12 protein-coding genes and 1 tRNA gene are annotated in these 14,256 nt (G+C 66.5%); 5 read left to right on the top strand and 8 right to left on the bottom strand.

The annotated features are described in order from the left end of the window. The first annotated feature begins 87 nt into the window (after positions 1-87). Positions 88-1,005 carry a hypothetical protein gene (locus ACVN9Z_RS10620; RefSeq protein ID WP_458213379.1) on the top strand — a complete coding sequence of 306 codons (918 nt, stop codon included), beginning with the start codon at positions 88-90 and terminating at the stop codon, positions 1,003-1,005. Then, positions 1,002-2,789 (top strand): patatin-like phospholipase family protein, encoded by a 1,788-nt coding sequence (locus ACVN9Z_RS10615; RefSeq protein WP_458213378.1) that lies wholly within the window; start codon positions 1,002-1,004, stop codon positions 2,787-2,789. The genes ACVN9Z_RS10620 and ACVN9Z_RS10615 overlap by 4 nt, the downstream gene beginning before the upstream one ends. Positions 2,790-2,859: 70 nt before the next feature. Here the strand turns inward: ACVN9Z_RS10615 and ACVN9Z_RS10610 are convergent, their stop codons facing one another. Beyond that, on the bottom strand, positions 2,860-4,338 hold the full coding sequence (locus ACVN9Z_RS10610) for a glutamate-cysteine ligase family protein (RefSeq protein ID WP_054472456.1): 1,479 nt from the start codon (positions 4,336-4,338) through the stop codon (positions 2,860-2,862). Between the two features lie 144 nt (positions 4,339-4,482). Next, on the bottom strand, positions 4,483-5,388 hold the full coding sequence (locus ACVN9Z_RS10605; RefSeq protein WP_020925236.1) for a LysR substrate-binding domain-containing protein: 906 nt from the start codon (positions 5,386-5,388) through the stop codon (positions 4,483-4,485). Positions 5,389-5,530: 142 nt separating this feature from the next. Here ACVN9Z_RS10605 and ACVN9Z_RS10600 point away from each other — a divergent pair, with 142 nt between their 5' ends. Beyond that, the gene (locus ACVN9Z_RS10600; protein ID WP_020925237.1) at positions 5,531-6,523 is read left to right on the top strand and encodes a Bug family tripartite tricarboxylate transporter substrate binding protein; all 993 of its coding nucleotides are present in this window, start codon (positions 5,531-5,533) and stop codon (positions 6,521-6,523) included. A gap of 17 nt (positions 6,524-6,540) precedes the next feature. Then, complete coding sequence (locus ACVN9Z_RS10595) at positions 6,541-7,812, top strand: hypothetical protein (RefSeq protein WP_053496912.1); 1,272 nt, start codon at positions 6,541-6,543, stop codon at positions 7,810-7,812. Positions 7,813-7,860: 48 nt separating this feature from the next. Here the strand turns inward: ACVN9Z_RS10595 and ACVN9Z_RS10590 are convergent, their stop codons facing one another. From ACVN9Z_RS10590 to ACVN9Z_RS10580, 3 genes are all read right to left on the bottom strand, one after another. Beyond that, positions 7,861-8,511, bottom strand: a complete 651-nt coding sequence (locus ACVN9Z_RS10590) for a DsbA family oxidoreductase (protein ID WP_054448746.1) — start codon at positions 8,509-8,511, stop codon at positions 7,861-7,863. A 169-nt stretch (positions 8,512-8,680) separates the two neighbouring features. Continuing rightward, a complete protein-coding gene (locus tag ACVN9Z_RS10585) occupies positions 8,681-9,439 on the bottom strand; it encodes a putative nucleotide-diphospho-sugar transferase (RefSeq protein ID WP_458213377.1) in 759 nt (252 codons plus the stop codon). A gap of 313 nt (positions 9,440-9,752) precedes the next feature. After that, positions 9,753-10,133, bottom strand: coding sequence for a tautomerase family protein (locus ACVN9Z_RS10580; RefSeq protein WP_026382496.1), 381 nt, complete (start codon positions 10,131-10,133; stop codon positions 9,753-9,755). A gap of 83 nt (positions 10,134-10,216) precedes the next feature. Between ACVN9Z_RS10580 and ACVN9Z_RS10575 the strand changes: the two genes are divergently transcribed. Continuing rightward, the gene (locus tag ACVN9Z_RS10575; protein WP_006388666.1) at positions 10,217-11,074 is read left to right on the top strand and encodes a LysR family transcriptional regulator; all 858 of its coding nucleotides are present in this window, start codon (positions 10,217-10,219) and stop codon (positions 11,072-11,074) included. A gap of 99 nt (positions 11,075-11,173) precedes the next feature. On the opposite strand, the gene ACVN9Z_RS10570 is transcribed toward ACVN9Z_RS10575, so the two are convergent. The 3 genes from ACVN9Z_RS10570 to ACVN9Z_RS10560 form a co-directional block, all read right to left on the bottom strand. Continuing rightward, positions 11,174-11,264 (bottom strand) — tRNA-Ser (locus tag ACVN9Z_RS10570). Positions 11,265-11,442: 178 nt separating this feature from the next. Beyond that, the gene (locus tag ACVN9Z_RS10565; protein ID WP_020925243.1) at positions 11,443-12,993 is read right to left on the bottom strand and encodes a SpoVR family protein; all 1,551 of its coding nucleotides are present in this window, start codon (positions 12,991-12,993) and stop codon (positions 11,443-11,445) included. Then, positions 12,990-14,249, bottom strand: a complete 1,260-nt coding sequence (locus tag ACVN9Z_RS10560; protein ID WP_006388664.1) for a YeaH/YhbH family protein — start codon at positions 14,247-14,249, stop codon at positions 12,990-12,992. The genes ACVN9Z_RS10565 and ACVN9Z_RS10560 overlap by 4 nt, the downstream gene beginning before the upstream one ends. Positions 14,250-14,256: the final 7 nt, after the last annotated feature.

Here is a 14,256-nt window from a genome sequence, read left to right as displayed (position 1 = left end):
CCGCATCGCGCGAATCCCAGCCCCGACTGGGAACCCGGAGAGGGTCCGCGGTTACTCAGGGAGTGATTTCCACTCGGCGAGCTCTTCATGGCGCAAAACTCCCTCTTCGACATCGCGCAAGCGGCCGCGCAATACACGCACGCGCATTTCCATTCCAACGACACGCAACAGCCCGCGCAGTGGGCCGCGCCGGTGGACGACCACCATCAGGTGGGCATGGCCCGCAATGCCTATGACGGCAGCGTAGTCCTCACGGCCTGGCGCCACGCCTTCAACGACGCCCCCGGCTTTGACGATCCGCAAGGCGAAGCGCTGCTGCGTCGCGGCTTCGATACACGGCTGGGCGCAGGCCTGATCGGCGGCATTTCCCCTGAACTCGGCCCGAGTCTCAGCATTGCGCTGTATTCGCCTTGCGATGCCCAGGCGCTGCATGACACCGCCGATGCGCTGCTGCGCGAACTCGATCGCCTCGAGCGACCGCTCGCGCACGACCCCTCCTCCGCATCGGCGCTGCCACGCGGGCCGCAAGGCGATGCGCGCCAGGCCGAGCACGACCTGGCGCGCCTGGCCCGGGCTTGCGGACTGGACGCCCTGCCCATCGGCGCGCGCCAGTTCGATCTGCTGTTCGACGACCTGCCCGGCCGCATCACGCTGCACCCATCCAACCGGTTGCTGCTGGCCGACTTCTTCCTGCACGACGCCGCCGCCCTGCAAGGCGCCCTGCGCCGCGCGGTCATCAAGAGCGCGCTGCTGATCAACCAGAACGCGTTGCGCGGCCACGCCTACGTGGTCGGCCTGGACAGCCGCCAGTTCATCACCGCGACCGGCCGTATCGCGCTCACAAGCCTGGACGACGACACGTGGCCGCGCTGGCTGCAATACCAGGTGGCACAGGCGAGCGACACGCGCGCCCTGGTCCGCAACCTGGCGCTGGAAGACGCGCAGATCGCATACGGCACGGCGGCCGCCGTGGCCGGCACGACCACACCGGGAGCCCTGGCATGAACGGAATTTCCAGCGCCATCCAGAACAGCGCCGCCGCCTCCGTCTGGCAGCCGCCCGCGCAACAACCCGCATCACTGCTGGGCCAGCTGAAAGGCCTGTTCGTCACCCCCGACAGCAACGCCGCGCATGTGGACTCGGCCAGGCAGTCCTTCGAGCAGTACTTCCTGCGCGAGACCAGCGCGCTTGCCGACATGATGGGCGCCAAGGGCATCGAGGGCTTTGCCAGCGACGTGCAGACCCGTTTCGATTCCATCGTCCAGCGCACCTTCGACGCCCTTGCGCGCAAGGACGACGGCTCCGTCGTCGGCAAGGATTTCGCCAACGCCATGAAGTCCGCCGGCAAGCAGGCCGTCATGGCCCTGGACCGGCTCAAGGTCGACGCCGCCCGCGCCGAACTGCTGTCCAATCTGGGCCCGGTCGATACCCGCCCGCAGATCATTCCACGCGGCGACAAGTTCGTGGTCATCCGTCCCGCGCCCCAGCTGGAGAACATGGTGCTGCGAGGCGGCGGCGCCAAGGGGATCGGCTACAGCGCCGGGCTGGACCAGCTGGAGAAGGCCGGCATGCTGGCGGGTGTCAAGCACCTGGCGGGCTCCTCGGCGGGCGCGCTGACCGCCACCTGCCTGGCGGCCGGCCTGAGCGCGGCGCAATTCGAGAAAGGCCCGGCCGACGCATTGTTTCGCCCCGGCATGCTGGATGCGCTCAAGGGTGGCGCCGACGCCGCGCGCATCTATCCCGGCGTGCGGATGGAAGGCGGCCTGGCGCCCGCCTTCGCGTCGCTGAAGGTGATCGATCAGACCACGGCCCAAAGCGTGCGCAGCTATCTGACGGAACACTGGAACACCCCGGCATTCCAGGACAGACTGGTGGCCCTGGCGGACCAGGGGCGGCTGGACGACAGGCAACTCGCCCGTCTTTCCCTTTTGCAGCAAACGCCCGATTTCGATCAGCCGCACGAGGACAACATGGTCACGTTCGGCGACCTGAAATTGCTGAACCAGCTGGCGCCTGACAAATTCAAACAGTTGACGCTGACCGGCTGGGGCAAGACCCCGCCCGGCGAAACGTACTTCGACGCCGACACCCATCCGGACATGCCGGTGGCGTATGCCGCGCGCATCTCGATGGCGTTCCCGATCGCATTCAAGGCCGTGTCGATCGAAACCGCGGAGGGCGGCAGGAAGGTCTATGCCGATGGCGGCATCGGCAGCAACATGCCTTCCGAGGTGTTCACCCGGCCCGTCAACGCCCGCGGCGTTCGCGTCCCGCTGGCCGGCCCGGAGATGGCGCAGGCCCGCGCCCGTACCCTGCTGCTGACCTTCGACGAGAACGGCAAGGCCTACCAGATCATGCACGGCGGACCGCCGCAGCGGCCGGCGCCGGGCGCGCTGGGCAAGATCACCTCGTTTTTCGTCAATCTGGTCACTGGCCATCCCAACCAGGCGGACGCGGATCTCGCCGACCAGCGCAAGGTGTGGGCGGCCGGTCCCAATGCGCTGCCGGTGTTCCATGGCGGCATTGGCACGCTGACCTCGAACATCAGCGACCAGACCCAGCACCAGGCCCATATGCTGTCGGCCTGGAAATCGCTGGAGCAGATCGACGCCCGCACCCAGCAAGCCTACTCGATGGAATGCGGCAGCCTGGAGGAACTGGCCGGGCTGTTGACCGACGATGAAAAGCAGGCGTTGCGCACGGGCGCCGCGCCGGATGGCTTGCAGCGTCAGTTGCTGGCGCTGCTGGACCGGGCGCCGGGACCGGACCCCATGCTGCTGCGCGTCTGAAGCGCGCCGTCCGCAAGCTGCGGGCGGCCCGTGCAGGGCCTGCCCCGCCGTCTGCCGCTGCCACTGCCGTTTACAGCGGCACCACGGCCCGCGCGCGGCAGATCGCCGCCAACCGGTTGGGGTCGCCTTCCAGCTCGCGCCACAGACGCAGCATGCGGTCGGCGCCGGTGCTGCACGCGTCCACCGCATAGCGGGCATAGGCCAGCCAAGGGCGCTCGTGCCGCGCCAACCCGCCCTCGGCCACCGCCAGCACCTCGCCCGCCAAGGCCCGCACGGCGGGATCGTGCAGCGCGTCGCGCATGGCATCGGCGCGCATCGCGCGCAATCGCAACCAACCCCACGAACGCAGCAGGTCTTCCGCCTGCGACAGGTTGCGCATCAGGCCCAGCTGCAACGCGGAGGGCGCCATCACCAGCGTGGCCGCCACCGACGCCCCCGCCTCCCGCAGCAACTGCGCGTCGGCAAACCCGGCGCCCGGCGCCCGGCCTTCGATATAACCGATGGCGCCCAGGCCCGCGTACAGGTCCTCGATACCGCCCGGCCGCCGCCAGGCCTCGCGCAGCGCTTCCAGCGGCGGCGGCGTTGCCAGCCGGTAGCGCCAGCGCGCATCCAGGAAATGCGCGAACTGCGAATACTCGAAATGGCCACCCTGCGGCGTCATGGTCACCGTTTCACCGGTGTCCGAACGCCGGCCCGGCCAGCCATCCGACGCCAGGAAGGCCGACAGCGACGGCGCGCCGTGCAGATACACACCAGCGGCGGACTTGTAGCCCTCGTCCACGGCCAAGGGCAGGCAACGGCTCGCCGTGCCGGGCGCGAACATCCAGCGGAAGTAATCACCCAGGTCCACGAACGGCCTTTCGGGCAGCCGCTGCAGGTAGTAATCACCGGCATAGCGCGAATGGCGGAACATGCGGTCCCAAACGGTCAGCCGGTTTTCCTTCAGGCCGGTCACGCGCCCCTGCGCGAGCGGACTGTTGGCGAAGATCGCGATGCTGGCCGGCGCCAGCGCCAGCACCACGTTCAGCGCGCGCGCCGCCTGCGACACGTCCACCGAGGTGCAGGGACTGTTCTGGGCCTTGGCGTCGATGCCCACGCGGTGCAGCCATTCGCGGTGGCCGACCAGTTCGTGATAGATCGGCCGCGGCACGTGCACCGCCGCGTACCACTGCGGATCCAGCGTGCAATCCGGATGTTCCGACGCATTCAACAGCACCGCGCCTTCCGCTTGCAGCGCGGCGCAGGCATCGCGCAGCTCGCGCGTGATGCGCCGCGCCAGTTCGGCCAATCCGCCTTCCTGCTCGGACACCGGGGCGAACGCGGTTTCCAGCAGGTTGAAGCCGTTGTCCAGCCCGCTCTCGCCCGCCGCCACCGAAACGCCGACCGCCCGCTCGCCAATGCGCGCCAGGTCCGGCGCTTCGCCGCGCGCGGCCTTGATCGCGGCGAGCGCTTCGAAGTAGCCGGCCACCGGGTGGCTGGCGCCGGTATCGTGCCGCGCCACCGCCATTTCCATCTCCAACCCCAGCGTGCGTCCGGCGAGCGGCGTCATCGCGCCGCTCCGCCCGGGCGGATGGCGGCGGGGCGATGCCGGACTCGAGGGATGGCGGCGGACATGGGGCGAATTCTCCAGGGACAATGGACGCAGTGCAGACTTAGTAACACGAATTGCGCGGACGTTCCGCCAGGCCCCGGATCAGGCGACGTCTGCCATGGCCCGGAAGCGTTGCGTCAGGATGTCGACAAACGCTTCCGTCACCACCGACGGCGCCGTCTGCGCGGGATAAGCCATGCAGACGCGCACCGGCAGGCTCGGCGTGAACGGCCTTATCGCCAGTTGCTGCGCGAACACGTCGGCAATGTACGGATTGACGATGCCCAGGCCGGTGCCGGCAGCGGCCAGCGCGCAGATCGTCGAGGAATAGGTGGTCTCGATTTCGGACACCGGCTGCACCTGGTGCGCCAGCATGGCGCCGCGCAGCTGCAGGTAGACGTCGTCGTCCGCGTTCAACACCAGCAACCGGCGCTCGTTCAGGTCGGCGATGCCGATGGCGGGCAGCGCGGCCAACGGATGGTCGGGCCGCATCACGCAGACCGCCGCGCTCTCGTGCAGGCTGTGCAGCGCCAGGTGCGCGCCGTCCAGCGGCACCGTCGTCACCACCACGTCGTAGGTGCCATGCAGCAGGCCTTCGCGCAGGTACTGGCTGCCCACGGTCTGCATGTTGATGTGCACGTCGGGATAGCGCTGCGCGAATTCCTCGACCGCGCCCGGCAGCATGCCCAGGCCCAGCGCCGGCGTGCAGGCCAGCCGCAGCACGCCGCTGCCGCTGCGGCGCATGGCGGCCACGCGATCCTCGATGCGCTCCAGGCCCACGAAGTGCCGCTTGACGGTGTCGAACAGGTCCTTGGCCTCGCGTGTCGGACGCAGGCGGCCACGCTCCATGTCGAACAGCTTCAGGCCGCTGGCCTGCTGCGCCTGCGCCAGCAGGCGGCTGATCGACGGCTGGGTGGTGCGCAGCATCTGCGCGGCACCCGTGGTGGTGCCGGCCAGCATTACCGCGTGGAAGGCTTCGATCTGACGGAAATTCAGCGGTCGGCTCATGGCGTCACAGGGTATTGCAAACCTGCATAGCCTATGCCGAAAAAAGAATTTTTTCAAATACTCTCGCCACTCCTACACTCGTGGCTCCCAGGGTGTGGTCACTCGCGCCCCTCTTGAAATCCAACTGCTGTGGGGAATTACCATGTTTTCATGCCGTCCCTGGCGCCGCCGCGTCCTGCAAGCCCTTTGCCTGACCCTCGCCGGCGCGGCCCTGCCGTTCACCGTGCAGGCCCAAGCCAATTATCCCGACCGACCGTTACGGATCATCGTACCGTTCACGGCCGGCGGCAGTTCGGACATCCAGGGGCGCCTGCTCGCCGAACACCTGGGCAAGCTCTATGGCCAGTCCGTCGTGGTCGAGAACCGGCCCGGCGCCGGCGGCCATATCGGCGGCAAATACGTGGCCGATTCCGGGCCCGATGGCTACACCCTGCTGCTCGGCTCCATCGGCCTGCACGCCACCTACGGCGTCTACAAAACCCTGAACTACCGCCCCGCCGACGACCTGAAGCTCATCACCATCGTCGCCGAGATGCCGCACGTTGTGGTGGCCAATCCAGCGCTGGAGGCCACCACCCTTGCCGAGCTTACCGCGCAGGCCAAGGCCAAGCCGGAAACGCTGCACTTCGGCTCGGCCGGCGTGGGCTCTTCGGTACACATGGTAGGCGAACTCTACAAGACCGCCTCCCAGGCCCCGATCGTACACATACCGTACCGCGGCAGCTCGGCCGCCCTCAACGACCTGCTCGGCGGCCAGATCCAGCTGCTGTTCGAGAACGTGCCCACCACCATCGGCTACATCCAGTCCGGCAAGCTCAAGGCGCTGGCCATCACCGGCGCCACGCGTTCGGCCGCGCTGCCCGACGTTCCCACCGCCGCCGAGGCCGGCCTGCCAGGCCTGACGGTCACCTCCTGGACCACGCTGGCCGCCGGCAAGGACGTGCCCGACGCGCTGATCGAGAAGATCAGCGCCGACCTGCGCCGCGTCTACGCCGACCCCGCGTTCCGCGCCGGGCTCGAACGCCTGGGCATGACCCCGGTGGGCAACACCCCGGCCGAGGCGCGCGCCTTCGTCGAACGCGAACGCGCCCGCTGGAACAAGGTCATCGAGGCCGAACACATCAGCGCCGGTTGAACTTCTTTTCCCGACCCATGACTCGCATGACCACACCCATCGCCTGCCGCCGCCTGGGCGCCGCGCCGCATCACCATTTCTTCGGCTACTACAACAAGACCGTCTGGCACCGTGACGGCCGCTATCTGCTGGCCAATCGCACCGCGTTCAAGGATGCCGTGCTCACCCCGCAACTGCAGGCCGAAGTGGGCTACTTCGACCTGTGCGACGGCGGACGCTACCACGCCGTCGGCGCCACCACCGCCTGGAACTGGCAGATGGGCTGCCAACTGCAATGGCTGGACGGCAAGGCCGAACCGCAGCTGATCTACAACTGCCGCCGCGACGACGAAAGCGGTTTCTATCCCGGCCTGCGCTCGGCGGTGCACGATCTCGCCACCGGCGAAACCCACTACCTGCCGCTGCCGATCTACGTCGCGGCACCCAACAGCCGCTACGCGCTGTGCGTGGACTACCGGCGGCTCTACATCACGCACCAGACCATCGGCTACAGCGAACACGCGCCGGGCCCGGTGGCCAACGCCCCGGCGGACGACGGCATCCACGCCCTGGACCTGGACAGCGGCGACCACCGCCTGCTGGTCAGCTATGCCGAACTGCGCAACTTCCACCCGCGCGCCTCGATGGAGCGCGCCATCCACTGGGTCAGCCACATCGAGATCAACCCGTCATCGACCCGCATCCTGTTCCTGCATCGCTGGACCGAACGGGTCGAGGACGAAACCTGCTTCCTGCACCGCCTCATCACGATGAATCCGGACGGCAGCGACATGCGCCTGCTGGAATGCTCCGACCATCCCTTGCCGCAGCTGGCCGCCGACTTCGATCCGAACGCGGTCGGCACCTTCGACTACGAGAAGTCGGAATACCAGATCTCGCACCCGCTGTGGCGCGACGACCGCTCGATCATCGTGTGGGGGCCGCACGCCGGCAGTATCCACTACCACCTGTACGAGGATGCCGACGGCGGCCAGGTGCAAGTGGTCGGCGACGGCATCCTCACCGAGAACGGCCACATGACTTTTTCGCCGGTGGACACCCGCTGGCTGCTGAGCGATACCTATCCCGATCCCGTCACGCACGAACGCATCCTGTTCCTGTACGACATGCGCACGGGACAACGCCACGATCTCGGCAGCTTCTACGCCGATCCCGCGCTGTCCAAGGAAAACCGCTGCGACCTGCATCCGCGCTGGAGCCGCGACGGCACCCAGGTCTGCATCGATTCCGTGCACGAAGGCGAGCGGCAGATGTACGTGCTGGACGTGGGCCCGATCGTGCGGGCTTGAAGGCGGTCGACGGAATGCGGCGGCCGGGCTGCCCGCGAGGGCGCCGCCTCAGCCCTCGCGCGCCACCTGGCGCAGCGCCTGTTCGAACACGTCGGCCGGCTGGCCGCCGGACACCAGGTACTTGCCGTTGAGGATCACCGACGGCACGGACGTGATGCCCCGGTCGCGCCAGTCGGCCTCTTCCTTGCGCACCTCGTCGGCATAGCGCCCGGACGCCAGCACCTCGCGCGCCTGCGCTTCATCCAGTCCCGCGTCGGCCGCGGCCCGCGCCAGCACCTGGGCATCGCTGGTGTCGTGGTTCTCGTAGTGATAGACCTCCAGCAGACGCTTCTTCAGCGCGGTCTGGCCGGCCTGGCCCTGCAATCCGGCCCAATGCAACAGGCGATGGGCATCGAAGGTATTGAACGAGCGATTGTCATCCTCCATGCGCATGCGCATGCCGACGGCTGCCGCGCGTTCGCTGATCGCCTTGCGATTGGCCTGCACCTGATCGCGGCTGTAGCCGTATTTCGCCATCAGCCGTTCGATGGTGTTCTGCCCGCCCTTGGGCATGTCGGGATTGAGTTCGAACGGCCGGAAATGCAGTTCGACGTCGGCCTCGCCCGCCACCCGCTCCATCGCGGCCAGCAGGCCGCCCAGGCCCACCGCGCACCAGGGGCAGGCAACATCGGACACGAAATCGATAGTGATCTTGGGCATGGCAATCTCCGGGAACAGGCGATTAGCGTAGAACATTGCCGCGCGCCGCCATGCAAAAGCCCTGGGCCTGCCAGGGATTCAGGGCAAATCCGGCTGCCGGCGCCAGGCGGACAGGCAGGTCGAATGCTTGCTGGACCACATCATCTATGCCGTGGCCTGACGCGCCCCTTCATTCGAACAGGATCCGCTCGATCGCGCGCACCCGGTCCCGCCGGCGCCTGACCGCGCGGACCGGCCTGCCGAACACGCGCTTGCGTTGCGTGGCTTCCCGGCTGGCCTGCAGATGCTCGACGTAGATCTCGTCGCACGGCGCATTGTCGGTCTTGTCGAAGATCCAGCAATAGGCAACGGGCAACCGCGCCAGCCGATAGCGCGGTTCGGCGCGGGCGGCGTCGCTGTCAAGCAGCCGTTCGAGCACCAATTGATCCCATTCATCCGGATTCTCCGCGCAAGCCTGCGCCCAGGCTTGCAACAACGCGGTGGCGCCAGGCGTATGGTTGATGAACAGCGTGCCGCTCAGCAGATGCCCCTGCGGCTCGTAGTAGGCGGCGATATCGCAGTCCAGCGCGGCCAGCGCCGGCCATGGGTCGCGATGAAACACCGCGTCCACGTCGACGTACAACATGGGGCCCGCGTGCTTGCGGCGCATGGCAACCAGCACCGACGGCTTCATGGACGCATTGCGCACCCAGGACCCGGTGGATTCGATCGGCTCGGCGTCGACGGCCAGTCCCAATCTTTGCGCCGATCGCAGCAGACGGTTCTTTTCCGTCTCGTAGATGCTGTCGCGCGTGAAGAACGCGACCACCACGCCGGTGGCGGCACCGCCACGCCGGTCCGGCGCTCCCGTATCCCGCGGAAAGCTCGGCACCACGCGCGTCTGCTCCGCGGACCACCCGAACCACTTGCGTCGAAACCAATCGAACATGCTGCGCCACGCTTTTCAAGATGAGGTAAAGCGGGCGTACCGGCAGCATCGGATCGACAGCGCGGCGGCAGGCTCGCACAACGCGGCATCCCGCCGCCGCGCGGCGCGTTTGCCGGGCCGCGCAAGCGGGCGCGGGATGACGCGCAGGCGGAGTGTATGAATCGCCGCATTTGGCGTCCATGTATTTGCAATCAGTCGAAATGCAAAGCGCCATGCTGAAACACGCGCCCCGCGGACTTCCCTGGGAAACCCGGCCACCGGGTCAACACAACTTTCAACTGGCTTTCCAGATTACGGCCTGTCGCGGGCCAGGTCAGGCGTACTGCGCCAGGCCGCGTCCCAGCGACCAGTTTTCTTTCACGACCTCGACGAGACTGACGAACACGTCCTCGGACCGGATGCCGGGATTGTCGCCGAGCAATGCCGCGATCCGCTGGAACAACGCCTTCTTCTGCTCCACGCCGCGCGTGTTGTTCGCCGTGATCTGAATGAACACGAGATCGTCGCTGCGGGCGACATCGAGGTAAGTCGCACCGTAGCGAAAGTTCGCGGCCTCGTGCTCGGTCAGGAACATGAACTGGTCGTCTTCGGGAACATCGAATGTCTCGCGCATCGCGCGATAAACGCCATCGAAGATCGCCTGCCTGTAAGCCTCCGTCTTTCCGGTACGCAACGAGATATGAGCGAGCGGCATCGTGGATTCCTCCATGGTTGTCAGCCTTCATGTTATCTATTCTGATAACGTATGGACCTTTATTTCAACGATAAATTATTGAAATGACTGAGCGTGCCCTCGACCTGGAAGCCGTCCGAGCCTTCATCCGCATTGCGGAACTCGGGAGTTTCACCCGCGCCGCCGAAGCCTTGCAGACCACGCAGGCGGCGGTCAGCCTGCGGCTCAAGCGGCTCGAAGACAGGCTGGGATTCAGGCTTGTCGAACGCACGCCCCGCAGCGTGGAACTTTCTGCACAGGGCGCGACCTTTCTCGAACATGCGCGCGAACTCATGCAGGCCCATGACCGGGCGGTCTCGGTTGTCGCGCAAACGCGGCGGCGTCTCGCCATCGGCATCAGCGACCATGTCGCCGGCCCGGAACTGCCCGCCTTGATTGCCCGCATGAACGCGCAGGACCCGCAACTGCTGATCGAAATCCGGATTGGATCGTCAGCGGAGCTGCTTCAGAGTTTCGACCGCAGGGAACTCGACACGGTGATCGTCCGCTTCCACGCGGGCCGCGGCGATGGAGACCTCCTCGCCGAAGAGAAGTTTGGCTGGTTCGCCATGCCGGGCTGGCAACATCGCGCGGGAACGCCCCTGCCGCTGGCCACGATGGCCGAACCTTGCGGCGTGCGCGCCATGGCTGGACAGCTGCTCGACGAGGCAGGCATACCCTGGACGGAAGTATTCGTGGGCGGCGGCGTGATGGCGGTCGCGGCCGCCGTGATGGCCGGGCTCGGCGTTGCCGCGCTCTCCGCGCGCATGGTGCCGTTCGGGGCGGTCGACGTCGGCCCCAGGCTGGGGTTGCCGGAATTGCCGCGCCTGCCCATTCTGCTTCATACCAGAGTCAGGGACAGCCGGGCGCGCGACGCGCTTGCCGCGCTCTCGGCCGCCTTTCGCAGCGTGGCGCGAAACTGAGGCAGGCAAACAACAGCGGGCAACAAAAAACCCGCAGAACCAATGTTCATGCGGGTTTGCGACATTGCCGGCAAGGCCGGGCAAGGCTTGGGGAAATCTTGGCGGACAGAGGGGGATTCGAACCCCCGATACGCTTTTGACGTATACACGCTTTCCAGGCGTGCGCCTTCAACCACTCGGCCACCTGTCCTGATCTGGATACGCATTCCTGAAAATGCGAATCCGCGATTCTAGCAGATCGGCAGGAAAGCTGCATTGGCGGAACGGGGTAAAGAAAAAGGGGACGTTATTGCGTCCCCTTTTGCCGCAGGCTCCGCTGCGCGCCCCGCGGCCGCCATCCCGCGCTCGTCCGGAGCTGCCATGCACGCTCAGGCGTTCGGCGGATCCTGTTCGCGGTACGAGCTGACCGTGCCGTCCGGCTCGGTTTCCTCCAGCCGCACCCGGAAGCCCCACAGCCGCGCCAGGTGCTTCATGACCTGCTCCGCGTCCTCGGCCGCCAGCGGCCGGCCGCGGCTTCGCAGATGCCGCAGCACCAGCGAGCGATCGGTGTCGCGGTTGAAGCGCGTGACCTGGATGTCCGGCACCTGGTTGTCGCGGTTGTGCTGCGCGGCCAGCAGGCGGCGGATGTCGCGGTAACCCTCGTCGTCGTGGATCGCGGCGACCTCCAGCTTGGGATTGGCCTGGTGGTCCGAGATCGCAAAGAAGCGGAACTCGCGGATCAGGCGCGGCGACAGGTACTGTGAGATGAACGACTCGTCCTTGAAGTTGCGCATGGCGAAGTCCAGCGTCTTGAGCCAGTCGCCGCCGGCGATGTCGGGGAACCAGCGGCGGTCCTCGTCGGTGGGCTTTTCGCAGATGCGGCGAATATCCGACATCATCGCAAAACCCAGCGCGTACGGGTTGATGCCGCCGTAGCCGCGCTCGTCGAAACCGCGCTGGCTGACCACGTTGGTGTGGCTCTGCAGGAACTCCATCATGAAGCCGTCATTGACCAGCCCCTTCTCGTGCAGCCGGTTCAGGATGGTGTAGTGCCAGAACGTGGCCCAGCCCTCGTTCATGACCTTGGTCTGGGTCTGCGGATAGAAATACTGGGCGATCTTGCGCACGATGCGCACGAGCTCCTTCTGCCACGGCGCCAGCTTGGGCGAATACTTCTCGATGAAGTACAGCAGGTTCTCTTCCGGCTCGGGCGGGAACACCGACGCGGCGACCCGCTCGTCCTTGTCGGCCTCCAGCCGCGGCAGCGTGCGCCACAGGTCGTTGTATTGCAGGCGCGCGTGTTCCTGGCGTTCGGCCTGGCGCGCGGCCTCTTCCTTGTACGAGATCGGCGTCGGCCGCTTGTAGCGGTCCACGCCATGGTGCGACAGCGCATGGCAGGAATCCAGCAGCGCCTCCACCGCATCGATGCCGTAGCGGTCCTCGCAATCCATCACGTACTTGCGGGCGAACACCAGGTAGTCCAGCACGCCGTCGGCGTCGGTCCACTGGCGGAACAGGTAGTTGCCCTTGAAGAAGGAGTTGTGGCCATAGCAGGCGTGCGCGATCACCAGCGCCTGCATCGTCATGGAGTTCTCTTCCATGAGATACGCAATGCAGGGGTTGGAATTGATCACGATCTCGTAGGCCAGGCCCTGCATGCCGCGCCGGTAGAACTGCTCGTTGCGGATGAACTCCTTGCCGTACGACCAGTGCGGATAACCGATGGGCAGGCCCGCCGACGCATACGCGTCCAGCATCTGCTCCGAGGTGATCACCTCGATCTGGTTCGGATAGGTGTCCAGCCCGTACTCGCGCGCGACCCGCGAGATCGCTTCGTCATAGGACTGGATCAGTTCGAACGTCCATTCGGAACCTTGCGACAACGGCCGGGGGCTGTCGGCCGATTCCGGCTCCACCAGTGCGCCCAGGATGGCATTCATGCGGTTTCCTTCTTGAACAGGTCATGGAACACGGGATAGATCTCCCCGCGCTCGCAAATCCGCCGCATCACGAAATGCGGCTCCAGCTTCTGTTCATACTCCGCCCACAGGCTGCTCTTGCGCGCCTCCTGCGAGTCGGGAACCTCGATATAGGCAAAGTAGCGCGTGGCTGGCAACAGGTGCTCGGCCAGGAAGCGCGCGCTCTTGCCCGCGTCGGCGCCGAACGAGTCGCCGTCGCTGGCCTGCGCCGCGTACACATTCCAGGCGGTGGGCGGATAGCGCTTCTCGACGATCTCGCGCATCAGTTCCAGCGCCGACAGCACGATGGTGCCGCCGCTCTTGGGATCGTAGAAAAATGTCTGCTCGTCCACTTCCTCGGCGTTGTCGGTGTGGCGGATGAAGACCAGGTCCACATGCTCGTACTTGCGCGACAGGAACAGATACAGCAGCGTGAAAAAGCGCTTGGCCAGATCCTTCTTGCCCTCGTCCATCGAGCCGGACACGTCCATCAGGCAGAACATGACCGCGCGCGCCATCGGGATCGATACCGACACGCGATTGCGGTAGCGCAGGTCCAGGTCGTCCAGGAACGGCACGCGGGCCAGGCGCTCGCGGCAGTCCTCGACATCCTGTTCCAGGGCCTTGATCTGGTCCGCGGGCGCGCCCGCCGCCTTGGCCTTGGCCAGGCGCTCCTCCGCGTCCTCGAGGTCGGCCCGCGCCTTCACGCTCAACGCCACCCGCCGCGCCAGCGACGACTTCAGCGTGCGGCTGATGCTGAGCATGCTGGGCGAGCCGGTGGTGGTGTAGCCTGCGCGTTGCCATTTCTTCTGGCTGACCTCGCCCAGCGTGTTGCGGGCCAGGTGAGGCAGTTCCAGGTCTTCGAAGAACAGGTTGAGGAATTCCGCCCGCGACAGGCTGAAGGTGAACTGATCGACCGACTCGCCTTCGCCGGGCTCGGAACCGCCCTGGCCTTCTCCTCCCTGGGGCCGGTCGAACGTATCGCCCTTGGCGAACTCGCGGTTGCCCGGATGCACCATTTCCCGGTCGCCGCCCGCGCCGTGCCGGAACGTCGGCTCGGAAATATCGCGGGCGGGCAGATTGATCTCGCCGCCCTGATCCATGTCCTGGATCGAGCGGTCGCGGATCATCCCGTGGACCGCCTTGCGGATCTGGTCCTTGTAACGCCGCAGAAAGCGCTCCCGGTTAACGGCGCTCTTGTTGCGCCCGTTAAGACGGCGATCGATCAGTGAATTCATGATTCAC

This window comes from Achromobacter sp. KK8, assembly GCF_054188005.1.
The sequence above is the reverse complement of the archived record's forward strand: the minus strand, read 5'-3'. Positions and strand labels throughout refer to the sequence as shown.